The 24964-nt window shown below is 53.5% G+C and carries 18 protein-coding genes and 1 pseudogene; 10 read left to right on the plus strand and 9 right to left on the minus strand.

Annotation, left to right across the window (positions count from 1 at the left end; all coding sequences use genetic code 11):
• Both F7Q90_RS19560 and F7Q90_RS19565 read left to right on the plus strand, forming a co-directional pair.
• Window positions 1–149, plus strand: a pseudogene (locus F7Q90_RS19560) (IS630 family transposase); the annotation flags it as partial.
• Complete coding sequence (locus F7Q90_RS19565) at window positions 130–1533, plus strand: ATP-dependent nuclease (protein WP_237166118.1); 1404 nt, start codon at window positions 130–132, stop codon at window positions 1531–1533. The pseudogene F7Q90_RS19560 and the gene F7Q90_RS19565, both read left to right, overlap by 20 nt.
• 67 nt (window positions 1534–1600) lie before the next feature.
• Here F7Q90_RS19565 and cspD read toward each other — a convergent pair whose 3' ends face one another.
• Window positions 1601–1825 carry a cold shock-like protein CspD gene (gene cspD / locus F7Q90_RS19570; RefSeq protein WP_006118603.1) on the minus strand — a complete coding sequence of 75 codons (225 nt, stop codon included), beginning with the start codon at window positions 1823–1825 and terminating at the stop codon, window positions 1601–1603.
• A gap of 318 nt (window positions 1826–2143) precedes the next feature.
• Here cspD and clpS point away from each other — a divergent pair, with 318 nt between their 5' ends.
• Together clpS and clpA are read left to right on the plus strand one after the other, a co-directional pair.
• A complete protein-coding gene (gene clpS, locus F7Q90_RS19575) occupies window positions 2144–2464 on the plus strand; it encodes an ATP-dependent Clp protease adapter ClpS (protein WP_006118604.1) in 321 nt (106 codons plus the stop codon).
• A gap of 53 nt (window positions 2465–2517) precedes the next feature.
• Window positions 2518–4794, plus strand: coding sequence for an ATP-dependent Clp protease ATP-binding subunit ClpA (gene clpA / locus F7Q90_RS19580; RefSeq protein WP_006118605.1), 2277 nt, complete (start codon window positions 2518–2520; stop codon window positions 4792–4794).
• A gap of 90 nt (window positions 4795–4884) precedes the next feature.
• Here clpA and infA read toward each other — a convergent pair whose 3' ends face one another.
• The 5 genes from infA to trxB all read right to left on the minus strand — a co-directional run bounded on the left by infA (window position 4885) and on the right by trxB (window position 10774).
• Window positions 4885–5103: a translation initiation factor IF-1 gene (gene infA, locus F7Q90_RS19585; RefSeq protein WP_002211347.1), complete on the minus strand. Its 219-nt coding sequence runs from the start codon at window positions 5101–5103 to the stop codon at window positions 4885–4887.
• A gap of 344 nt (window positions 5104–5447) precedes the next feature.
• Window positions 5448–6140 (minus strand): leucyl/phenylalanyl-tRNA--protein transferase, encoded by a 693-nt coding sequence (gene aat / locus F7Q90_RS19590; protein ID WP_006118606.1) that lies wholly within the window; start codon window positions 6138–6140, stop codon window positions 5448–5450.
• Window positions 6141–6173: 33 nt separating this feature from the next.
• Window positions 6174–7904, minus strand: coding sequence for a heme ABC transporter ATP-binding protein/permease CydC (gene cydC / locus F7Q90_RS19595; protein WP_006118607.1), 1731 nt, complete (start codon window positions 7902–7904; stop codon window positions 6174–6176).
• Entirely contained in the window at window positions 7904–9670 is a 1767-nt protein-coding gene (gene cydD, locus F7Q90_RS19600; protein ID WP_006118608.1) for a heme ABC transporter permease/ATP-binding protein CydD, read from the minus strand. The genes cydC and cydD overlap by 1 nt, the downstream gene beginning before the upstream one ends.
• 135 nt (window positions 9671–9805) lie before the next feature.
• A complete protein-coding gene (gene trxB, locus F7Q90_RS19605; protein WP_006118609.1) occupies window positions 9806–10774 on the minus strand; it encodes a thioredoxin-disulfide reductase in 969 nt (322 codons plus the stop codon).
• A 525-nt stretch (window positions 10775–11299) separates the two neighbouring features.
• On the opposite strand from trxB, the gene lrp reads away from it, so the two are divergent.
• From lrp to F7Q90_RS19635, 6 genes are all read left to right on the plus strand, one after another.
• Window positions 11300–11794, plus strand: a complete 495-nt coding sequence (lrp, locus tag F7Q90_RS19610; RefSeq protein WP_006118610.1) for a leucine-responsive transcriptional regulator Lrp — start codon at window positions 11300–11302, stop codon at window positions 11792–11794.
• Between the two features lie 118 nt (window positions 11795–11912).
• Window positions 11913–15374, plus strand: a complete 3462-nt coding sequence (locus F7Q90_RS19615; RefSeq protein ID WP_006118611.1) for a DNA translocase FtsK 4TM domain-containing protein — start codon at window positions 11913–11915, stop codon at window positions 15372–15374.
• 182 nt (window positions 15375–15556) lie between these two features.
• Window positions 15557–16168: an outer membrane lipoprotein chaperone LolA gene (gene lolA, locus F7Q90_RS19620; protein ID WP_006118612.1), complete on the plus strand. Its 612-nt coding sequence runs from the start codon at window positions 15557–15559 to the stop codon at window positions 16166–16168.
• A gap of 7 nt (window positions 16169–16175) precedes the next feature.
• Entirely contained in the window at window positions 16176–17519 is a 1344-nt protein-coding gene (locus F7Q90_RS19625) for a replication-associated recombination protein A (protein ID WP_006118613.1), read from the plus strand.
• A gap of 91 nt (window positions 17520–17610) precedes the next feature.
• Window positions 17611–18903, plus strand: a complete 1293-nt coding sequence (gene serS, locus F7Q90_RS19630; RefSeq protein ID WP_006118614.1) for a serine--tRNA ligase — start codon at window positions 17611–17613, stop codon at window positions 18901–18903.
• Window positions 18904–19219: 316 nt separating this feature from the next.
• Entirely contained in the window at window positions 19220–20374 is a 1155-nt protein-coding gene (locus tag F7Q90_RS19635; RefSeq protein WP_006118615.1) for an MFS transporter, read from the plus strand.
• Window positions 20375–20480: 106 nt separating this feature from the next.
• Here the strand turns inward: F7Q90_RS19635 and pflA are convergent, their stop codons facing one another.
• The 3 genes from pflA to focA all read right to left on the minus strand — a co-directional run bounded on the left by pflA (window position 20481) and on the right by focA (window position 24590).
• On the minus strand, window positions 20481–21221 hold the full coding sequence (gene pflA / locus F7Q90_RS19640; RefSeq protein WP_006118616.1) for a pyruvate formate lyase 1-activating protein: 741 nt from the start codon (window positions 21219–21221) through the stop codon (window positions 20481–20483).
• A gap of 153 nt (window positions 21222–21374) precedes the next feature.
• Window positions 21375–23657 carry a formate C-acetyltransferase gene (gene pflB, locus F7Q90_RS19645; RefSeq protein WP_006118617.1) on the minus strand — a complete coding sequence of 761 codons (2283 nt, stop codon included), beginning with the start codon at window positions 23655–23657 and terminating at the stop codon, window positions 21375–21377.
• Between the two features lie 72 nt (window positions 23658–23729).
• A complete protein-coding gene (gene focA / locus F7Q90_RS19650; protein ID WP_006118618.1) occupies window positions 23730–24590 on the minus strand; it encodes a formate transporter FocA in 861 nt (286 codons plus the stop codon).
• Between the last annotated feature and the right edge of the window lie 374 nt (window positions 24591–24964).

The following is a 24964-nucleotide window of genomic DNA, read 5'->3' on the forward strand; positions in this document are numbered from 1 at the left end:
ATGTCGAACGGTTGTGGCAGGCGCTTCATGAGACAATAACCCGAAATCACCAGTGCAGTTCAATGTGGCAACTGTTGAAAAAGGTCCATCACTTTATGAATACCGTCAGCCCATTCCCCGGGGGAAAACATGGGCTGGCTAAAGTGTAGCGGTATTAGGATCAGTTATTTAGGCGCGATACCCGGACAACGCTATCTGCGTTACAGCATCCAGGCCAGACGACACGCTGGCCAGATTCGATCCTCGCGACGCTTTATCGACAGCGAGGGCCAGGTGTTGCCTGAAGCGGGAACGGCTGAGGCGATCGATGTTCTTCTGCGTATGAATCCGGTATTACGCCTGCGCGATGCGCGTTTTAGCCGCCGCCTGCGTCCCATTGCCAGCCGGGTGGATGAACGTCTGACGACATTAAATCAACTGACGCAGGAGCTGGATAACCTGACGCGCGATCTGGACCGTCATCCCCAACAGTTGAGCGATGCGGTCCTGCGTCAGGGCGTGCAAACGCTACAGCAACTGATGGAGCACTATTTTCTGGTGCAGCATCCGGATCACGGGAGCCAGGCGTTCCGCGTCGATCCACAGTCACGGGATGGCGTTGAGGGCTGGAGTTCGCTGGATCAGCTTAATCATCTGATTGCTGCGACCGATGTGCGCAGCCGTCAGCTGATTTTGCTGCGGATGTTTAGCTTACTGATGCAGGCAAGGGGCAATGAGCCGTTGCTCCCGGGTGCGCGACCGCTGTTGTTAATTGAAGATCCGGAAACACGACTGCATCCCATCATGCTTTCGGTGGCCTGGAACTTGCTTGCGCTGCTGCCGTTGCAGAAGATTGCCACGACCAACTCGGGCGAGTTATTGTCGCAGGTGGCGGTAGAGGATGTGTGTCGACTGGTACGCGAACCCACGCGCGTGGCGGTGTGGCGCATCGGTTCTGAAGGATTGAGTGCAGAAGACAGCCGTCGCATCGGCTTTCATATTCGTGTTAACCGCCCCTCAGCGTTGTTTGCCCGTTGCTGGTTGCTGGTGGAAGGTGAAACCGAAGTCTGGATTATCAATCAGATGGCACGACAATGCGGTTATCACTTCGCGGCAGAAGGGATAAAAGTCATTGAATATGCGCAGTCAGGTCTGAAGCCGTTGCTGAAATTTGCCCGACGCATGGGCATCGCCTGGCATGTCCTGACGGATGGCGACATGGCAGGAAAAAAATATGCCGCCACGGCGCGCAGCCAGCTTCAGCCGCATGATAATGAAAAGCATCATCTGACCCAGCTTCCGGCGGCCGATATGGAACAGTTCCTCTACAACAACGGCTTTAGCGAGGTTTACCATGCGGCAGCGCATCTGCCGTTAAACGTGCCTGTTAATTCCAGGCGTATTATTACCAAAGCGATTCATCGCGCATCAAAACCGGAACTGGCCATCACGGTCGCTATGGCGGCCGCAGAACGCGGAACCGCGTCTCTTCCGACCTGTCTGCAAGAGATGTTTGTTCGCGTCATCCAACTGGCGCAGGGGAAGGCGGGTTAAGGCATAAAGTAAAAATGCCAGCGCATCAGGCTGGCATTTTTGACGGAGCGGTCCAACGTTGGGGATGTCAGGCCACGGCCTGCTGCGCTTCTACGGGTACAATAAGACTGGCATGGTTGCCCTTCGGGCCTTGATGAACGTCAAAATGGACCTGCTGGCCCGCTTTTAACGTCCTGTAACCATCCATCTGTATTGTTGAGTAGTGTGCGAAGATATCTTCGCCGCCCCCGATTGGACAGATAAAGCCGAAACCTTTGGCGTTATTGAACCATTTAACGGTACCTGTCTCCATGCTTTTACTTCCCTCGCAAGACATTTTATAAGTAGGTGAGGTGACGTAAGCTGTGAGTCGGGTTTGATTAAAACTCAATCAGCTTGTGAAGCTAGAATGTAGAAAAATCGCCGCGATCGTCAAGCAAACCACCGGGCCAGGTGGGGAGAAAATCATTAAAATTTGAGGTAGTTAACGCTATTTGAAATTTTGTGATACAGGTCGCGTAACGAATTTTTGGCTGACCGATTCATTAGCGGCAGTGCACTTGACACACGTGTTAAACTCTACAGATGACACCGGGTTTGATGATGACGTACTGACTCACAACGGAACACTATGGCGAACACTAAAGACTGGCTAAATTTCGAACACTTAGCCGAAGGTAAAGTACGCGAAGAGTTAAAGCCACCTTCGATGTATAAAGTCATTCTGAATAATGACGATTATACACCTATGGAATTTGTTATTGACGTTCTGCAAAAGTTCTTTTCTTATGATATTGAACGTGCAACGCAACTTATGCTGAAAGTTCACTACCACGGTAAAGCCATCTGTGGTGTATTTACCGCAGAAGTCGCTGAGACGAAAGCGGCACAGGTGAACAATTACGCGCGGGACAATCATCATCCGTTGCTGTGTACGCTTGAAAAAGCCTGAGCCTCTCTCCATACAGGAAGCAGGTCAGAGCGATTAACTGGAGGAGGTGCCTAATGCTCAATCAAGAACTGGAACTCAGTTTAAACATGGCTTTCGCCAGAGCGCGTGAGCACCGTCATGAGTTTATGACCGTCGAGCATTTGTTACTGGCATTGCTCAGTAACCCGTCGGCAAGAGAGGCACTGGAAGCCTGTACGGTGGACATTGTGGCTCTGCGGCAGGAGCTTGAAGCCTTCATTGAACAAACCACGCCTGTGCTGCCCGCCAGTGAAGAGGAGCGCGATACGCAACCGACGCTCAGCTTCCAGCGCGTGTTGCAACGCGCCGTGTTCCACGTTCAGTCATCCGGACGCAGCGAAGTCAATGGCGCGAATGTTTTGGTCGCCATCTTCAGCGAACAAGAATCCCAGGCAGCGTATCTGCTGCGCAAACACGAAGTCAGCCGCCTCGATGTGGTGAACTTCATCTCTCACGGTACGCGCAAAGACGAACCGGGCCAGGCACCTGGTGCTGAAAATCCGGTTAACGAAGAGCAAGCAGGCGGGGAGGAACGTATGGAAAACTTCACCACCAATCTTAATCAGCTTGCTCGCGTTGGCGGCATTGATCCGCTGATTGGCCGCGACAAAGAGCTGGAACGTACGATTCAGGTTCTGTGTCGTCGCCGTAAAAATAACCCTCTGCTGGTGGGTGAGTCGGGCGTCGGTAAAACCGCGATTGCGGAAGGATTAGCCTGGCGAATCGTTCAGGGCGACGTGCCAGAGGTGATGAAGGACTGCACCATTTACTCGCTGGACATTGGTTCGCTGCTGGCGGGCACCAAGTACCGTGGTGATTTTGAGAAACGTTTTAAAGCGTTGCTGAAACAGCTTGAGCAAGATAACTCCAGCATCCTGTTTATTGATGAAATTCATACTATTATCGGTGCGGGCGCCGCATCGGGTGGACAGGTGGATGCCGCTAACCTGATTAAGCCGCTGCTCTCCAGTGGCAAAATCCGCGTGATGGGATCAACCACGTATCAGGAATTCAGCAATATTTTTGAGAAAGATCGTGCCCTGGCGCGTCGTTTCCAGAAAATTGACATTACCGAGCCCTCTGTTGAAGAGACGGTGCAGATTCTTAATGGTCTGAAAACCAAATACGAAGCGCACCATGATGTACGTTACACCGCGAAAGCCGTGCGCGCGGCGGTGGAGCTGGCGGTGAAATACATCAACGATCGTCATTTGCCGGATAAGGCTATCGATGTCATTGATGAAGCCGGTGCCCGTGCGCGACTGATGCCTGCCAGCAAACGTAAGAAAACGGTGAATGTGGCGGACATTGAAACGGTGGTGGCGCGTATTGCCCGTATTCCGGAGCAAAGTGTGTCAGCAACCGATCGCGATACGCTGAAAAATCTGGGCGACCGTCTGAAAATGCTGGTCTTCGGTCAGGATAATGCCATTGAGGCATTGACTGAAGCCATCAAGATGAGCCGCGCAGGTCTGGGTCAGGATCGCAAGCCGGTAGGGTCGTTCCTGTTTGCCGGTCCTACCGGTGTGGGTAAAACCGAAGTGACCGTCCAGTTAGCTAAAGCGCTGGGCATCGAACTGCTGCGCTTCGACATGTCCGAATATATGGAGCGTCACACCGTCAGCCGTCTGATTGGTGCGCCTCCCGGCTATGTCGGTTTTGATCAGGGCGGCTTGCTGACCGATGCGGTGATCAAACATCCTCACGCCGTTGTGCTGCTGGATGAAATTGAGAAAGCGCATCCGGACGTGTTCAACCTGTTGTTGCAGGTCATGGACAACGGCATGCTGACTGATAACAACGGTCGCAAAGCGGACTTCCGTAACGTGGTGCTGGTGATGACCACCAACGCCGGCGTGCGTGAAACTGAGCGTAAATCTATTGGCCTGATTCATCAGGACAACAGTACGGATGCAATGGAAGAGATTAAGAAAATCTTTACGCCTGAATTCCGTAACCGTCTGGACAACATTATCTGGTTCAGCCACCTGTCAACGGACGTCATTCACCAGGTGGTCGACAAGTTTATTGTTGAACTGCAGGCGCAACTGGATGCGAAAGGCGTTTCGCTGGAAGTCAGTGACGAAGCGCGTGACTGGCTGGCAGAGAAGGGCTATGACAAAGCGATGGGTGCCCGTCCAATGGCGCGTACCGTGCAGGAGAGCCTGAAGAAACCGCTGGCGAACGAACTGCTGTTTGGTTCTCTGGTCGACGGGGGATCGGTTTCCGTTGCGCTGGATAAAGAGAAGGGGCAACTGACCTATCACTTCCTCAGCGCGCAAAAACGCAAAACGGAAGGGACGGTGCACTAAGCACCGTTTCACAGAACGAGAAAAGGCCGGATAAAATCCGGCCTTTTTTTTGTCCGCCTGCGCGCACGCAGGCAGCAGCATCAACGCAACTCAGCGACTACGGAAGACAATGCGGCCTTTGCTCAGGTCGTACGGGGTCAGCTCGACAGTCACTTTGTCGCCCGTCAGGATGCGGATGTAGTTTTTACGCATTTTACCGGAGATATGAGCGGTAACCACGTGTCCGTTCTCAAGTTCTACGCGGAACATGGTGTTAGGTAACGTATCCAGTACGGTACCTTGCATTTCAATATTGTCTTCTTTGGCCATCGAATCCTCTGGGTGTACTACCTTTCAGTTGAATCGGCAAGATAATGCCCAATTCAACAAGTTATGTAAAGAACCGTCGGCAATAAAGCCAACGCATCGCCGTGCTTCGCGTGTCAACGCGAGCATGTCGGTTAAATTCGGGTGTTTATGTGACGTCTGCGGGGGATTAGCGGGCTAAGAATCTGAATCAACCGGTAACACGCGCACGATTGAAACAGTTCCGAGAGTGCGATGAGATTCCCAGCCTGGCAATTCCGGCTTGAAAACCAAGCGCGGACGACATACCAAACCTGGCTATTATATCACTTAACCGACTTTATGTGTGCAAAACATCTACGCAACTTTTAAAAAAGGGTTTGATTACGCCAGCAGCCGCTGTCAACGGCCAGGGATGCCAGGTTTTTTACCTGCTCAAGATAACGATCGCGTGCAATCTCAACCGCTCCCAGCGAAGCTGTATGGGGGTTAAGTATCTGACAATCCACTAACTGGCCCCCGTGCTTAATAAAATGCTGACAGAATACCAGTAAGGCCGTTTTTGACGCATTGGGTTGCAGGCTGAACATCGATTCGCCGCAAAAGATTTGTCCCAACGCCAGACCGTACATGCCACCTGCAAGGGTTTGATCGCGCCAGACTTCAATCGAATGCGCGTGGCCCAGTTCATAGAGCTTCTGCCAGGCGCGTTTCACTTCAAACGTAATCCATGTACCTTCTTCGCGGCCCAGGGCACAGCCGTCAACGACATCGCCAAAGGCCTCATTCATCGTCACCCGATAAGGTGACTGCTGATGAAACCGCTTCATACTGCGACTGAGATGGAACTGCGTCGGGAATAACACCGCTCGCGGATCGGGTGACCACCACAAAATCGGATCGCCGGGCGAGAACCAGGGAAAAATACCCTGCTGATAGGCACTCAGCAGGCGTGCAGGGGAGAGATCGCCGCCCATCGCCAGCAGGCCGTTCGGCTCGCGCAGCGCGGTTTCCGGTGGCGGAAAGCGCAACGACTCTTGTGACAGTTGAACCAGTCTCATCGCGGTAATGTACCCCTCAGCGTTTGCTCAGCACTATAGCGCAAAGCGCTGCTGGAAACGCCAGTAACGTCCACCTTTTGCGACTAATTCAGAATGATTTCCCTGCTCGACGATCTTACCGCTGTCCATAAGGCAAATTCGGTCCATTTGCGCCAGGCCGCGCAGACGATGCGTTACCATAATGACCGTTTTACCCGTGGTGATCTGCTGCAGAAGGGCGAGAATCTGCTGCTCGGTGGTGGCATCAAGTCCTTCAGTCGGCTCGTCCAGAAGCCATAAGTCGCCGTTGTGTAACATCGCCCGGGCGATGGCCAGGCGGCGTAGCTCTCCACCCGACAGCGGACGGCCGCCTTCACCCAGCCAGGCATTAAGCCCTTCTTCATTTTCCAGCAGGCACTGAAGCCCGGTTTGCACCAGTGCATTTTCAAGCATTGCATCACTGGCGGTGGGGCAGGCCAGCAACAAATTGTCCCGTAGCGTCTGACTAAACACATGGACGCGCTGGGTGACTACGCTGATGCGCTGGCGAAGTTGGGCTTCATCCCAGTCCGCAAGCGGTACGCTGTTCAATACGATTTCGCCCTGTTGCGCCTCCCAGGCGCGGGTGAGCAGCCCAAGCAAGGTGGACTTGCCGCAGCCTGTGGGGCCGAGAAGGGCAATACGTTCACCGGCTTTCATCGTCAGTGAAAACTGATCCAACACCTTTTCAGGTCGTCCCGGATAACGGAAATCCAGCGCGTCAATCCTGAGTTGCAGCGCACCGGCGGGAACCGTGCTTGTGGATGGAAAGAGGATGGCAGGCGATTGATCGATAACGTCATTGACGCGTTGTGCTGCCGTGATTACCTGAGACAGGGGCAAAAAGGCGCTCGCGATCGGCGCCAGTGCTTCAAAAGCTGCCAGGGCACAAAACACCACCAGGGCAATGAGCGGTCCGGGCAGTTGCTGCTGCGCAATGCTTGTTGCGCTCAGCCAGAGCAGGGCAGTAACAGTGAGGCCACTGCATAACAGCAGCAGACTTTGCGCCAGCGCCTGTAAACGCTCCTGCTGACGTTGTGCGTCCTGCCACTGCTGCTCATCTTCGTCCAGCCTGGCCCGCCAGCGGGCAGCGTTACCATACAGTGTCAGTTCTGCCTGTCCCGCCAGCCAGTGCATTAACTGCTCTCGCCAGCGCGATCGCTGCCGGGCAATCGCGATGCCGGTGGGCGCGCCCAGACGGTAGAACAGCGGGGGAAAAAGGCAGAGCAGCGTAAGCAGAATGCCGCCCAGCACCAGCGCCAGGTGCAGATCAATCAGGCTGAGGCCGGCTGTTACCACGACGATAACGATAAACGCGCCCAGCAGCGGCGAGAGGACCCGCAAATAGAGATGATCCAGCGTATCCACATCACCAACAAAACGATTAAGCAGATCGGCCTGACGAAAGAGCGCGAGCTGGCCGGGAGAAAGCGCAATCAGGCGGCTAAACGTGAAGACGCGCAGATGCTGTAAAACCCGAAACGTTGCGTCGTGACTTACTAACCGCTCAAAATACCGGGCGGCGGTACGGGTAATCGCTGCGCCGCGCACGCCAGCGGCGGGAAGCATGTAGTTGAAACTATACAGGCCAGCCACACCGGCTACAGAAGAGGCGGCCAGAAACCAGCCCGACAACGTGAGCAAGCCGATACTGGCTAACAGCGTGACAATCGCCAGCACGATCCCTGACGTCAGGCAGAAGGGATGACGCAGCCATAGCCGCAGAAAGGGACGCAGAGCCGTCATCAGAAAATCTCCTGTTGCCGGTGTTGTAATAAATCACTGAACGGACCGGACGCAGTCAGCGTCTGCCAGTCGCCCTGCTGTACGATCTGACCGGCCTGCATTACCCAGATCGCATCCCATGTCTGAAGCAAATCAATTTGGTGGGTGATCATCAGTGTCGTCTGGCGCGTGGCCGCCTGATTTAATGCCTGCATCACATGATGTTCACTTTGACTGTCCAGGCTGGCAGCGGGCTCATCCAGTAACAATAACTGGGCGGGTTTATACAGCGCGCGGGCTACGGCAATGCGCTGTGCCTGACCGACCGATAAGTGATGACTGGCATCCCCCGGTTCGGTATCCAGTCCGGCAGGCAGTCGGGAAAGAAATTCATCGATCCCACATGATGCGGTTAAGGCACTTAGCCGTGCGGGATCGTGCGGCGCATCCATGATGATATTGTCCCGTAACGTTACGGCGGGTAGCTGGGGATTCTGGCCGACCCAGGCAAGATGCCGATGCCAGTCATGGCGTGCGATACGGTGAAGTTCAATGCCGTTAACTTTCAGCGATCCCTGATAGGGTAAAAAGCCCAGCAGGGCATTTAACAGTGCGGTTTTGCCTGCACCGCTTTTGCCCACCAGCGCGACGCGCGTGCCTGCGCGCAGGGTGAAGGTGAGCGGGCCGCAGAGCTGATGGCCATTGGGCGCGTGCACCGTCAGATTTTCTGCCACCAGCTCTACTGGCGCCGTTGCGCTAAAGGCGTCGCTGGCGGATGTGTTTTCGGCCTCTGGCGTTTCCTGCATAAAGCGTTCAAGCGCATCGGCACCGCCAATTGCCTGCGCTTTAGCATGGTAGAATGTGCCCAGATCGCGCAGAGGCTGAAAAAATTCCGGGGCCAGAATCAGCACCAGGAAGCCGGCAAACAGCGTCACGCCGCGGCCATAATCACCAAAGTGCAGTTCGCCCAAATAGGAAAAGCCAAAATAAACGGCGACAACGGCGATGGACAGTGACGCAAAAAATTCCAGTACTGACGAAGAAAGAAAGGCCAGACGCAGAACCTCCATCGTCCGTTGACGGAAATCCGTCGTGGCGTCAGCAATCGCCTGTTTTTCGGCGTCTGCCCGATGAAACAGACGCAGGGTTTCCCGGCCACGCAAGCGATCCAGAAAGTTGCCACTCAGGCGTGCGAGCGCCACAAAGTTACGGCGATTAGCCTCGGCCGCGCCCATGCCGACCAGGGCCATAAAAAGCGGGATCAACGGCGCGGTCGCGAACAGGATCAGACCTGCCGCCCAGTTTAACGGAAACAGGGTGAGCAATATGCAACAGGGAATGACCGCCGCCAGCGTCATCTGCGGCAAATAACGCGCGTAATAGGCCTGCATATCCTCGGTTTGCTCAAGCAGTAACGTTGCCCAGCTGCCGGCGGGCTTGCCCTGTATCCAGGCCGGACCCAACGCTGCCAGACGATCCAGCACCTGTTTACGCAAAGCCTGACGGATGGCCTGCCCGGCACGAAATCCAGCCTGCTCCCGGGCATAATTCAGCGCGGCGCGCAGAACAAAGCACAGGATCAGAAGTGAAAATGAGGACAAAAGGGAGGCTGGAGAATGCCTGTCAATAATCAGCGCCTGCAGTAGCGACGCTAAAAGCCATGCCTGCATGATAATCAGAAGCGCGCCAGCGCAGCCCAGCAACGACGTAACGCGCAACCAGGGGCCAGCATGATGACACTGTTGACGAAGCCAACGAGTAAGATGCTGCTGACGCGATTTATTCATGCGAAACCCAATGTGGCAAAGACAAATGAAATGAGGCTGGTCCTCACACCCGGCGCCTGAATTTAGCATGGTGATAATAAAAAAGGCGACTGAAAAACAGTCGCCTCAAACAATTAAGATCAGGTTATTAACAACTTACTTATCGTTCTTAACCAATCCGTCAAGATAACGCTCTGCATCTAACGCAGCCATACAACCGGTACCGGCAGAGGTAATGGCCTGACGGTAGATATGGTCCATGACGTCACCCGCGGCAAACACGCCAGGGATACTGGTTTGCGTGGCATTACCATGCAGGCCGGACTGTACCTTGATGTAGCCGTTTTCCAGCGCCAGCTGACCATCGAAAATCGCCGTATTCGGGCTGTGTCCGATAGCAACAAACAGGCCGGCAACGTCCAGCGTTTCGGTCTCTTCGGTATTCAGCGTTGAACGTAGCGTCAGCCCCGTCACGCCCATCTGATCGCCGACCACTTCTTCCAGCGTTCTGTGTGTATGCAACACGATATTGCCGTTGCTGACTTTTTCCATCAGACGATCAATAAGGATTTTCTCTGCGCGGAAGCTGTCGCGGCGGTGAATTAAATGCACTTCAGAGGCGATATTCGCCAGATAAAGTGCTTCTTCAACCGCGGTATTTCCGCCACCGATAACGGCGACTTTTTGGTTGCGGTAGAAGAAACCATCACAGGTCGCACAGGCCGAAACGCCTTTGCCTTTAAAAGCGTCTTCCGACGGTAAGCCCAGATAGCGTGCTGATGCACCCGTGGCAATAATCAGCGCATCGGCAGTATATTCGCCACTGTCACCGGTCAGACGGAAGGGACGGTTCTGCAGATCGACCGTATGAATATGATCGGAAATAATTTCCGTGTTAAATTTCTCGGCATGCTCATGCATACGTTCCATCAGCGAGGGACCTGTCAGATCATGCGGGTCGCCCGGCCAGTTTTCCACTTCCGTCGTGGTGGTCAGCTGACCGCCTTTTTCCAGCCCGGTAATCAGTACTGGATTCAAATTGGCGCGTGCAGCATAGACGGCCGCGGTATAACCTGCCGGACCAGAGCCCAAAATGAGCAACTTACTGTGTTTAGCCGTACTCATGCGTTCCTCAGTTTTATTCACCTGACATAACCTGCGATTGTAGGGAATATGCCGTAGCAATGACAACACTTGCGCACTTTTGTTAGCGATTGCTGCAAACGGCGTAGACGATGAATGGCTTTTTCGGCTGTCTCCTGTGCCAAAAGGGGGGCAAAAATTCAGTTTACAGACCACTATCGCACGAAAATACTCATTTAAAAACAGTGACCCAGCGAAGTGTCTGGCATCTTGTCCTGAATTTAGACATTTTACTTTGACAATCGCCTGCGCATTTGCGAAAACAGTGTGAGAAGCGAATAACTTAGTCTGAACAAAACGGGTGTTGCCGCCGGGTTTTGGGCAGAGTACCGAACGAATTTTATCGTCTGATATTGGTCATGACGCATGCGGTGGACAGACAGCATGCGTCATACAAATAGGTACGAATGCGCTCAGACGCCGTTATTTCACTTCAAAAATGCCCCGAACAATGACCGTTTTCAGGGGATGGCAGGTAAAGGGAAGGAATGAAGAGAGACAATAATAATGGTAGATAATAAGAAACGCCCCGGTAAGGATCTCGACAGGATCGACAGAAACATTCTCAATGAATTGCAGAAAGACGGTCGCATCTCAAACGTGGAACTTTCCAAACGTGTAGGATTATCTCCTACACCTTGTCTTGAGCGTGTACGCCGTCTTGAACGCCAGGGATTCATCCTTGGCTATACTGCGCAACTCAACCCTCACTACCTGGATGCTTCATTACTGGTATTTGTTGAGATTACTCTGAATCGTGGCGCACCTGATGTGTTTGAGCAATTTAACGCCGCTGTGCAAAAACTTGAGGAAACTCAAGAGTGTCACCTGGTTTCTGGTGATTTCGACTACCTGCTTAAAACGCGCGTGCCTGATATGTCCGCTTACCGCAAGCTGCTGGGTGAAACCTTGCTGCGCCTGCCAGGCGTAAACGACACGCGTACTTATGTGGTGATGGAAGAGGTCAAACAGAGCAATCGTCTGGTGATCAAAACGCGCTGATGCGTGGCAGGTGCAAAGCTTGGGAAATTTCGGTACACTCCTGTGAATACATACAGGACCAGCGTCGGGTGAGCCCGACGCTGTTGTTTCTTACTTTACAGGCACCTGGAGAGATCTCTTGAGCCAGGAATACACAGAAGATAAAGACGTTTCGTTACAGTCGCTGAGCAGCGGACGCCGTCTGCTGGAAGCGTTACTTATTTTGGTGGCATTGTTCGCCATCTACCTGATGGTTTCCCTGGTCAGCTTTAATCCTTCCGATCCGAGCTGGTCGCAAACGGCCTGGCATGAACCTATCCATAACATGGGTGGCACAGTCGGCGCATGGCTGGCTGATACGTTGCTTTTCATCTTTGGTGTGATGGCCTATGCCATTCCGCCGGTCATACTGGGGCTGTGCTGGATAGCGTTTCGCCAGCGGGATAACCAGGATTATGTGGACTACTTTGCCATTGGTTTACGCTTAATCGGTGTCCTGGCCCTGGTCGTTACCACCTGTGGGATGGCCGCGCTCAACGCGGACGACATCTGGTATTTTGCTTCCGGAGGCGTCATTGGCAGCCTCGTAAGTAATGCCATTTCACCCTGGTTCAGTCCGGCAGGTGGCACACTGACTTTGCTCTGCATCTGGGCCGCAGGGATCACGCTGTATACGGGCTGGTCATGGTTAACCTTTGCGGAAAGAATCGGTGGCGTGGTCATGGGCGTGCTGACATTCGCCAGCAACCGCTCACGTCACGATGAACCCTGGCATGAAGAGGACGAAGCAGACGATTATCACGAGAGCGCACCCGTCCTTCATGCTCAGACGGACGACGACGATGACGTATTGCTGGCCGCGCCGCGTAAGGCGCAGCCCGATCTGGATGCGCACGATCCACTGTTAGCCAGGGCCGCCACCGCTACCCGCGCCGCTGTTGCGGCCACAGCCGAAGTATCTGCGACCACGACACCGACGGCAAGTGCTCAGACTACTGCCACAGCACCTGCGCAGCCTGCCGCCGAAACAATGGCGGCAACGCCTGTCAGTGCGCCATCAGCTTCACCTGAGCCTGAACAGGTTGCAGCGACGCCTGAACCTGTTTCGCCTGTTGCGGCATCGCCTCATCCTGCCCCGGTGACGCACACTGCACCGCGCGAGCCGGTGTCACAGGAGAAGCCTCTCACTGAACCGCCGCGCTACCGCTTTGAGTTACCGGACGATGCACCGGCGGCTGCCCCGCACTTTACCGCTTATGAGGATGACGAACCCAAAATGGGTAACTGGCGTGAAGCCACGTCGGCAGCCTCGCTAAACAGCGCTGCCGTCGCCGGTGCTGCGGCAACCGCAGCATCATCAGCATCCTCACCGCTGTTTGAACCTGTCCCTGAAACGGTGTCGAATCCACAGGTGAAACAGGGGATTGGTCCGGCGCTGCCGCGGCCTAATCCGGTTAAACTGCCTACCCGACGTGAGCTGGCCTCGTATGGTATTAAACTGCCTTCACAGCGTATGGCGGAAGAAAAAGCCAAACGTGCTGAACTGCCGTCATCACAACCTACGAAAGAAGATACGTCACTCACTGACTGGTCAGCAGAGGAGCAGGATGCGCTGCAACAGGCAGAGTTGCGTCAGGCGTTCCAGTCAGAGCAGCAGCAACGCTATGGCGAAAGCTGGCAGCAGGACGACGCGCACGAGGACGATGAGCTGGCATTGCAGCAGGCCTCGCTGGCGCGTCAGTTCGCACAGCAACAGCAACAGCGCTATGAAACGGTGCCTGAAGACAATGCACCCGTTTTCAATCTGGATACGTCAGCGGCCTTCGATTTCTCCCCAATGAAGGACCTGGTCGACGATGGCCCTGTCGAGCCGCTGTTCACCATTGCAGCATCGCCGGACGTCAGCGAGGTTGCGCCACAACATGAGCCCTGGCAGCACGTTCAGGCTGCACCAGAACAGCCTGCGGCTCAGCGTGTAGAATCGGCCCAGACCTTTGCGGCCGATCATTTTGCCGCGCCTGCGCAGCAGCCGGAGCCGGTCACGGAGGCGAAGCCATCCGTGCATGACAGCCTGATTCACCCCTTCCTGATGCGTCACGAGCAGCCACTGGAAAAACCTTCTACACCCTTACCGTCACTCGATCTCCTGACCGCGCCGCCGGAAGAGGAAGAACCGGTTGATATGTTCGCCCTTGAACAGACAGCAAGACTGGTTGAAGCGCGTCTGGGTGACTACCGCGTCAAGGCCGAGGTGGTGGGCATTTCGCCAGGACCTGTGATTACCCGTTTTGAACTGGATCTCGCGCCGGGCGTGAAAGCGGCGCGTATCTCTAACCTGTCACGCGATTTGGCCCGCTCCCTGTCGACTACGGCAGTGCGTGTGGTTGAAGTGATCCCTGGCAAACCCTATGTTGGTCTGGAATTACCCAACCGACATCGCCAGACCGTTTACCTGCGTGAAGTGCTGGATTGTCCAAAATTCCGTGACAATCCCTCGCCGCTGTCTGTGGTGCTGGGTAAAGATATTGCCGGCCAGCCGGTCGTCGCCGATCTGGCTAAAATGCCACACTTACTGGTAGCGGGTACAACCGGTTCCGGTAAGTCCGTCGGCGTGAATGCGATGATCCTCAGCATGCTGTATAAAGCCACGCCGGAAGACGTGCGCTTTATTATGATTGACCCCAAGATGCTCGAGCTTTCCGTTTACGAAGGCATTCCGCACCTGCTGACCGAAGTCGTGACCGATATGAAAGATGCGGCGAACGCGCTGCGCTGGAGTGTCGGTGAGATGGAGCGTCGCTATAAGCTGATGTCGGCGCTAGGTGTACGTAATCTAGCCGGCTACAACGAAAAAGTGGCGCAGGCGGATGCAATGGGGCGGCCGATTCCCGATCCGTTCTGGAAGCCAGGCGACAGCATGGATATGACGCCGCCAGTGCTGGAAAAACTGCCTTACATCGTGGTGATGGTGGATGAGTTCGCCGATTTGATGATGGCTGTCGGTAAGAAAGTGGAAGAACTGATTGCACGTCTTGCACAGAAAGCGCGTGCGGCGGGAATCCACCTTGTTCTGGCAACCCAGCGTCCGTCAGTTGACGTCATTACCGGCCTCATCAAAGCCAACATTCCTACCCGTATCGCGTTTACTGTCTCAAGTAAAATTGACTCGCGAACCATCCTTGATCAGGGCGGTGCAGAATCGTTACTGGGGATGGGCGATATGCTTTACATGCCGCCCAACTCATCAATGCCGGTGCGTGTTCACGGTGCCTTTGTGCGCGATCAGGAAGTACATGCTGTCGTGCAGGACTGGAAAGCGCGCGGCCGTCCGCAATATATTGAAAGCATTACGGCGGGCGAAGAAAGTGAAGGCGGGGGCGGCATTGACAGCGATGAAGAACTCGATCCGTTGTTCGATCAGGCTGTTGCCTTTGTGGTGGATAAGCGACGCGCCTCGATTTCGGGCGTACAGCGTCAGTTCCGTATCGGTTATAACCGTGCTGCGCGCATCATTGAACAGATGGAAGCACAGGGCATCGTCTCGTCACCGGGCCACAACGGTAACCGTGAAGTGCTCTCTCCACCACCCCATGATATGTAAAGCGTGAACGATAAGCTTTGAAACACAAAACACTGAGCCAGTTTCCACTGGCTCATTGTTTTTTAGCGGTAAACCCCCATAGTTGATTAGTGTTTCGGTTTTTTCTCCTGTATTAAACGCAGGACAGCGACCAGGCTTAGTCACGTGATCAACGGGAAACGATTTAATAAGGATTTAAGCAGATGAAATTACGCGTAATCGCCTTAGGCCTGCTGGCCGCTTTGGGGTCAGCCAACGTTCTCGCCGATGCGTCGAGCGACCTGCAACAGCGCCTTAATAAAGTTAACAGCTTCCACGCCAGCTTTACTCAAAAGGTGACCGATGGCAGCGGTGCCAACGTGCAGGAGGGTGAAGGCGAGCTCTGGGTTAAGCGCCCCAGCCTGTTCAACTGGCATATGACCGCACCCGACGAGAGCATCATTATTTCTGACGGGAAATCGTTATGGTTCTATAACCCGTTTGTTGAACAAGCTACGGTCAGCCTGTTGAAGAATGCGACCAGCAATACACCGTTTATGTTGATTGCCCGTAACCAGGCCAGTGACTGGCAGCAATACAATGTAAAACAGCAGGGTGACAAATTTGAACTGACGCCGAAGAAAAGCGATGGCAACCTCAAGCAGTTCACGATTGACGTGACGCCAGATGGCACCATTAATCAGTTTAGCGCCGTCGAGCAGGATGGACAGCGCAGTAACTACCAGCTAAAGAGCCAGAAAAACGGCCCGATTAGCCCGGATAAATTCACATTCACCCCGCCAAAAGGCGTCACGGTGGATGACCAACGTCAGTGAGGTGGTAGTGGGTAACCTGTCCCTGGATTTTTCCAGTGAAGATTTTAAACCGCTGGCCGCGCGTATGCGGCCAGCAACCCTGAAGCAATACATTGGACAGCAGCACCTGCTGGCTGCCGGTAAACCGTTGCCGCGCGCGATCGAAGCGGGGCACCTGCACTCCATGATTCTCTGGGGACCGCCAGGGACAGGAAAAACAACGCTGGCCGAGATTATCGCTCACTATGGCAATGCGGACGTTGAGCGTATTTCTGCGGTCACCTCTGGTGTCAAAGAGATTCGTGAAGCCATTGAACGCGCAAGGCTGAGCAAGCAGGCGGGCCGCCGCACTATCCTGTTTGTAGATGAAGTCCATCGCTTCAACAAAAGTCAGCAGGATGCGTTTCTTCCCCATATTGAAGACGGCACTATCACGTTTATCGGTGCCACGACAGAAAATCCCAGCTTTGAGCTTAACTCCGCACTGCTGTCACGTGCTCGTGTCTATTTACTTAAATCCCTGACCACAGAAGATATTGAGCAGGTGCTTGACCAGGCGATGCAGGATGCCAGTCGGGGTTATGGCAACAGCGATATCCTGTTACCTGACAATACGCGGCGTATGATTGCGGAACTGGTCAACGGCGATGCACGTCGTGCCCTGAATACGCTGGAAATGATGGCCGATATGGCCGAAACCAACGGCACAGGCAAACGCGAGCTGACGCCCCAGTTGCTGACCGAAGTGGCGGGGGAACGGTCTGCCCGGTTCGATAATAAAGGCGATCGCTTTTATGACCTGATTTCTGCCTTGCATAAATCCGTCCGGGGATCGGCGCCGGATGCCGCCCTGTACTGGTACGCCCGTATTATTACCGCCGGTGGCGATCCGCTGTATGTCGCGCGTCGGCTACTGGCCATTGCGTCTGAAGACGTCGGCAATGCCGATCCACGAGGCATGCAGGTGGCTATCGCGGCCTGGGACTGTTTCACCCGGGTTGGTCCGGCAGAAGGGGAGCGCGCGATTGCGCAGGCCATTGTCTATCTCGCCTGTGCGCCAAAAAGTAACGCCGTCTATAACGCGTTTAAGGCGGCGATGCGTGATGCACGCGACCATCCAGATTTCGATGTTCCCGATCATTTGCGCAATGCCCCCACGAAGCTGATGAAAGAGATGGGGCTGGGCGAAAGCTATCGCTATGCGCATGACGAAGCCAATGCCTATGCTGCGGGTGAAGTCTATTTCCCACCCGAAATGGCGCAAACGCGTTACTATCATCCCACTCAACGCGGTCTTGAAGGCAAAATTGGCGAAAAGCTGGCCTGGCTGGCTGAACTCGATCAAAATAGCCCGACAAAACGCTACCGCTGAAACAGACGTTGCGGTAATGTGGTCAATGTTTTCAACGCATTCCAGCGGGAATGCGTCCCCTTCTTTTAACTCATAAATACACAGGATAAGCATGCTCGATCCCAATCTGCTGCGTAATGAGCCAGACGCAGTCGCAGAAAAACTGGCACGCCGAGGATTTAAACTGGATGTGGAAATGCTGCGTTCGCTCGAAGAGCGTCGCAAAGTCTTGCAGGTTGAAACGGAAAACCTGCAGGCCGAGCGCAACTCCCGCTCCAAATCCATCGGTCAGGCCAAAGCACGTGGGGAAGACATCGAGCCACTGCGTCAGGAAGTGAACAGCCTGGGCGAACGCCTGGATGCGGCTATACCAGAACTGGACGAGCTGCAAAATCAGATCCGCGATTTCAGCCTGGCGCTGCCGAATCTTCCTGCGGATGAAGTGCCGCTGGGGAAAGACGACACGGAAAACCTGGAAATCAGTCGCTGGGGTGAACCCCGCCAGTTTGATTTTGAGGTGAAAGATCACGTTGAGCTGGGCGAAGCGGCTAAAGGGCTGGACTTTGCTGCGGCAGTGAAACTCACCGGCTCACGCTTCGTGGTTATGCAAGGCCAGATTGCTCGCCTGCACCGTGCGCTCAGCCAGTTCATGATTGACCTGCACACGGAACAACATGGTTATCTGGAAACTTACGTCCCTTACTTGGTTAACCATGCGACCTTATACGGTACAGGCCAGTTACCTAAGTTTGGTGAAGATCTGTTCCATACCCGTCCGCTGGAAGAAGAATCCGAAAGCAGCCATTACGCGCTTATTCCGACCGCTGAAGTGCCGCTGACGAACCTTGTGCGGGATGAAATCGTTGAAGAAGAGAGCCTGCCGCTGAAGCTTACGGCACATACACCCTGCTTCCGCTCTGAAGCAGGCTCCTATGGCCGTGATACGCGTGGGCTCATCCGTATGCACCAGTTCGACAAAGTTGAAATGGTGCAAATCGTCGCGCCTGAAACCTCTATGGATGCGCTGGAAGAGCTGGTTGGCCATGCTGAAAAAGTGTTGCAACTGCTGAACCTGCCGTATCGCAAGGTCTTGCTGTGCAGCGGTGATATGGGCTTTGGTGCGACAAAAACCTACGATTTAGAAGTATGGTTACCGGCGCAAAATACCTACCGTGAAATCTCTTCTTGCTCAAACATGGGGGATTTCCAGGCTCGCCGTATGCAGGCGCGAACCCGCAATAAGCAGGATAAAAAACCGCGTCTGGTGCATACCCTGAATGGCTCGGGCCTGGCCGTAGGACGTACACTGGTTGCCGTGCTGGAAAATTACCAGCAGCAGGACGGCCGCATCGCCGTGCCAGAGGTATTACGTCCTTATATGAACGGCCTGGAATTTATTGGCTAAGCGTTTACCCTGTCTAAAATAACCCAGCTCAGGCTGGGTTTTTTTATCTTTACCGCGAGGCATTCTCAACACGTTTAAAATTTATCACAAATAAACATTATCGATGACGACGCGGGCAGAAAGCGTAAAAATCCAGATTATCATAGAGATAGCGCAAAGTTATCTGATGCCTGACAGATGGCTAACTTACTGAAGATAAATAATTTAAATGGTCACGCAGCAAAATGTGCTGCACCCTCATTCCTCCCGTTGACTTTACAACGCGCGATGGCAAACTGCGCGCAATTTCCTTCATTTCTTTTGGTTTTTATCTCCTATGTCGACCTGGTCACGTCCTGTGATATTGCTGCTTTGCGGCCTGTTATTAATGACAGTTTCCATTGCGGTACTGAATACGTTAGTGCCCCTTTGGCTGACGCATGATGCGCTGGCAACATGGCAGGTAGGCGTCGTGAGTTCGTCGTATTACACCGGTAACCTGCTGGGCACTTTAGTGGCTGGCTGGCTGATCAAGCGATACGGTTTTAACCGAAGCTATTATCTGGCGACCGGCCTTTTTGCGCTGTCGACACTGTGCATGCTGGCGCTGGAAGGATTCTGGGCATGGACATTGCTCCGCTTCACGGCCGGTATCGGCTGCGCTTTAGTCTGGGTCGTGGTGGAAAGCGCATTGTTATGCAGTGGAACAGTACGTAACCGTGGGCAGTTGCTCGCTGCCTATATGATCGTCTATTACCTGGGTACGGTTGCCGGACAACTGCTGGTGAGCAAACTGTCTACCGAATTACTGAGTGTGATTCCCTGGGTAACCGCCACGGTCATCAGCGCCATCTTACCGTTAATCTTCACGCAGGTTTCCGCCAACAGCGATACCGTAGAAGCTACGCCAGGCGGACGAATTTTACCTATGCTGCGTCGTCGCAGTTCTCGTCTCGGTATTAACGGCTGTATTATTTCTGGCATTGTTCTGGGATCGCTGTACGGCTTGATGCCGCTCTATCTTTCTCATCAGGGTATGAGTGATGCCAACGTGGGTTACTGGATGGCCTTGCTGGTGAGTGCCGGCATTGTCGGGCAGTGGCCGATTGGTCGGCTTGCTGACCGCTTTGGCCGCATGATGGTACTGCGAGTGCAGGTATTTGTGGTGATCCTCGGGGCGATTGCGATGCTGACAAATGCCGCGATGGCCCCAGCTCTGTTTGTGCTGGGGCTGGCAGGTTTTACGCTTTATCCGGTCGCCATGTCATGGGCCTGCGAAACCGTGGCGCACCATGAACTGGTGGCAATGAACCAGGCGCTGTTACTGAGCTACACCGTGGGCAGCCTGGCCGGACCAAGCATGACGGCCATGCTGATGCAAAGTTATTCCGACCGTCTGCTGTTCGTTATGATCGCGGCGGTAGCGCTGGTTTACTTAGTCATGTTACTGCGTAAGGCCGATCATCATGCCACGCCAGTGGCACATGCCTGATCATAACGATAACCAGGCGGTGACAGGGCGCCTGGCTTAACCTTCGCCGTCTGGCTGCGCTGACTGTCAGACGGTTATCGTTTACTGACTGCGGTGACGTGGCCTGTCAATACATCACTTCATGTCCGTAGCTGGCAAGAATATGCTTGACCCGTTCCATGGTCGCTTTACTGGGCGGTTTTACACCGTCGAGCTTGTACTCTTCACCCATCGCAATCCATTTATGCTTACCCAGCTCGTGATAAGGCAGAAGCTCAATCTTCTCCACATTTGCCATATCCTGCGTAAATGCACCTAAGCGATGGACACTGTCATCATCATCAGAATAGCCGGGCACGACGACGAAACGAATCCACGTCCGTTTTCCTTTCTTCTGAAGATAGCGCGCAAAATCGAGTGTGCGATGATTCGACACACCGACAAGAATCTGGTGGATGTCATTGTTCATCTGCTTGAGGTCAAGCATCACCAAATCTGTTGCATCCAGTAATTCATCAATAACGGGATCGTAGCGGCGGACAAAGCCGTTGGTGTCAAGGCAGGTATGAATGCCCTCAGCTTGACATGCGCGAAACCAGTCGCGCACAAACTCCGCCTGCAAAATGGCCTCACCGCCTGAAGCCGTCACCCCGCCACCGGACGCATTCATGAAATGGCGATAAGACAGAACGTCCGCCATGAGCGCGTCGACGGTAATTTCTTTGCCGCAATGCGTGTCCCATGTATCACGGTTGTGGCAGTACAGGCAGCGCATCAGGCAGCCCTGAAAAAAGGTGATAAAACGGATGCCGGGACCGTCTACGGTTCCGCATGATTCAAATGAGTGGATGCGACCAATGGCAGACATTGCGATGTATTCTCCTGATGAGCCTGCGAAGCAGGTGGCGCACTCTCCGGTACGCTCTGAACGGGAAATCAATTTTGGTGGTTATCCGTCATACAGACAGCGACCATACCTGACTCGAAAGAAGAGGCTCCATGAAGGAGCCTCAAGGGCGAACTAGAGTGACTGGGTAAAGGTACGGGTAATCACGTCCTGCTGCTGCTCTTTGGTGAGCGAGTTAAAGCGAACGGCATAGCCCGAAACGCGGATGGTTAACTGAGGATATTTCTCAGGGTTATCCATCGCGTCCATCAACATTTCCCGGTTCATCACGTTAACATTCAGATGCTGGCCGCCTTCAATACTGGCCTCATGATGGAAGTAACCATCCATTAGTCCTGCCAGATTGGTTTTACGTACATTATCATCTTTGCCAAGCGCATTAGGCACGATGGAGAAAGTATAAGAGATACCGTCTTTAGCGTACGCAAAGGGTAATTTCGCTACCGAGGTCAGCGATGCTACCGCTCCTTTCTGGTCGCGACCGTGCATAGGGTTAGCGCCAGGGCCAAAGGGGGCGCCTGCACGGCGGCCGTCTGGCGTATTACCGGTTTTCTTGCCATAAACGACGTTAGAGGTAATGGTCAGAACGGACTGCGTTGGCACCGCGTTGCGATACGTTTCCAGTTTCTGAATTTTCTTCATAAACCGTTCAACCAGGTCGCATGCCAGGTCGTCCACGCGCGGATCGTTGTTACCGAACTGGGGATAGTCGCCTTCGATGTCGAAATCAATTGCCAGGCCATCTTCATCACGTACGGGTTTCACTTTGGCATATTTAATGGCTGAGAGTGAATCCGCAGCCACAGACAGTCCGGCGATACCGCAGGCCATGGTTCGGTAAACATCACGATCGTGCAGCGCCATGAGTGACGCTTCATAGCTGTATTTATCATGCATGAAGTGGATGATGTTCAGTGCGGTGACATACTGTTTTGCCAGCCAGTCCATGAAGTGATCCAGACGGGCCATCACGACGTCGAAATCGAGCACTTCATCCATGATTTTGGCTTCTTTCGGCCCCACCTGCATTTTCAGTTTTTCGTCCATGCCGCCGTTGATCGCGTACAGCAAGGTTTTTGCCAGGTTGGCGCGGGCACCAAAGAACTGCATTTGCTTGCCGACGATCATAGGGCTGACACAGCAGGCAATGGCGTAATCATCGTTGTTAAAGTCAGGACGCATCAGGTCGTCATTTTCATACTGCAGTGACGAGGTGTCGATTGAAACTTTAGCCGCATATTTTTTGAAGTTAACGGGCAGTTTTTCAGACCACAGAATGGTCATGTTTGGTTCAGGGGAGGGGCCCATGGTGTACAGCGTGTTCAGGAAACGGAACGTGGTTTTACTGACCAGCGTGCGACCATCAACGCCCATCCCCGCCAGCGATTCGGTGGCCCAGATAGGGTCGCCAGAAAACAGCTCATCGTATTCCGGTGTACGCAGGAAGCGGACCATGCGCAGTTTCATGACCAGATGGTCAATCAGTTCCTGTGCCTGCTCTTCGTTCAGTTTACCTGCCTGGAGGTCGCGTTCGATGTAGATATCGAGGAAAGTCGACACCCGGCCAAAAGACATGGCCGCGCCGTTCTGTGATTTAACTGCAGCCAGATAGCCATAATAGGTCCACTGAACGGCTTCAGCCGCGTTGGTGGCCGGGCCAGAAATATCATGACCGTATTTGGCTGCCATCGCTTTAATTTGTTCAAGCGCACGATGCTGATCAGCAATTTCTTCCCGCAGGCGAATCGTGGCTTCCAGGTTTACGCCGTTTTCAAGATCGTTTTGCAGTGAGGTGAACTGAGCAAACTTATCCGCCATCAGATAATCAATGCCGTATAGGGCAACACGACGATAATCACCAATGATGCGTCCACGACCATAAGCATCAGGCAGGCCGGTCAATACGCCAGATTTACGGCAGCGTAAAATGTCAGGTGTATAAACATCAAAAACACCCTGGTTATGCGTTTTGCGGTATTCCGTGAAAATCTTTTTCAGAGACGCGTCGAGTTCACGACCATAGACCTTGCATGAGCCTTCAACCATTTTGATACCGCCAAAAGGAATAATGGCGCGTTTCAACGGGGCTTCGGTTTGCAGGCCAACAATTTTTTCCAGTGATTTATTGATGTAACCGGCATCGTGGGAAGTGATGGTTGAGGCAAGATCGGTATCAAAATCGACTGGTGCATGGGTGCGGTTTTCAATTTTGATGCCTTCCAGCACGCTCTCCCACAGGGTTGTGGTGGCCTCGGTGGCACCGGCCAGAAAGGACTCGTCGCCTTCATAAGGCGTATAGTTTTTCTGAATAAAGTCGCGTACGTTGACGCTGTTCTGCCATTCGCCTTCAGTAAATCCCTGCCAGGCTGAAGCGAGTTTTGCATTACGTTCGGTCATAATATACCTGCCTTATTTAAGGAGACTTTTGCTCTCGGGCGTACCAGGCTGCGATATGCCGTTGAGACAGGATTAGTGCGTTTCTTTACCACCGCGTAAGTAAATTACCCAGTAGGTCAATCCGACTAGCAGGCCGCCGCCAATGATGTTACCGAGCGTGACCGGAATCAGATTGTCGAAAATAAAGTTTTTAACGGTGAGGGCCGGGAACTGTGCTGCTGTGGCCCCTGCGGCCTGCCAAAACTCAGGCCCGGAAAAGTCGCGTATCACGATCGCGAAAGGAATCAAAAACATATTGGCGATACTGTGTTCAAAACCACAGGCGACAAACATGGCCACCGGCAAAATCATAATCAGGCTTTTATCGGTCAATGTCCGTCCTGAATAGCTCATCCAGACCGCCAGGCAGACCATCAAATTGGCCAATGTGCCGAGGCAAACGGCTTCGATAAAAGTATGATGCATTTTATGGTCGGCTGTTTGCAGGACGTTTAATCCCCACGCGCCGTTTGCCACCATCTGTTCACCGGAGAACCACATGAGCGTGACGAAAAATAACGCGCCAGCCAGGTTACCGATATAAACGGTTATCCAGTTTCGTGCCAGTTGCCCCCAGGTGATGCGTCCACTGGCTTTGGCGACCACAATGAGGACGGTAGATGTGAAAAGATCGGCACCGCATACCACGACCAGTATGAGTCCCAGTGAAAAACAGATGCCGCCGATCAGTTTTGCCAGGCCATAAGGCACAGGACCGCTGCCCGTGGTAGCCGTGATGTAAAACACGAAAGCAATCGAGATGAACATGCCCGCAGTAAAGGCCAGAAAGGTCGTGGTGAGGGGATGTTTAGTGGCTTTATAAACGCCAGCATCTTCAGCCACTTTCGCCATCGCGGCGGGTAATAACAGATTAAAAGGATTGTCAGCTTTCACACTAACTCACTCCAAAAGTTGTCTGAAAAAATGATAACAAAGGCAACAGTTACAGAAGTTGATTTGGATCATGATCAGCCATGCAAGGACGGAGCGTGTTTCACTGAAAGACGGGATTTTTGCGGTTAATTTATTGAAATATAATGATTAAAAATATTTTAAATTATGCAGTTTTTGTTTAATGGAGGGCGGAGTGCCGTCAAGACGATCTCTGCGGAGTTAACGAAATGCATCTATTATGTTGCTTTAAATGTAAGCGTCACATTTAAACCGTCTGTGCAGCGGGCTCCGGTTCCGGGAAAATAGTGTCCATCATTTTTTAATGGACACTATCGCGTGAAACACCGGACATGGCTCCTTGAGGCGCTTCGCCT

Source organism: Pantoea stewartii subsp. stewartii, from assembly GCF_008801695.1.
GTDB lineage: Bacteria > Pseudomonadota > Gammaproteobacteria > Enterobacterales > Enterobacteriaceae > Pantoea > Pantoea stewartii.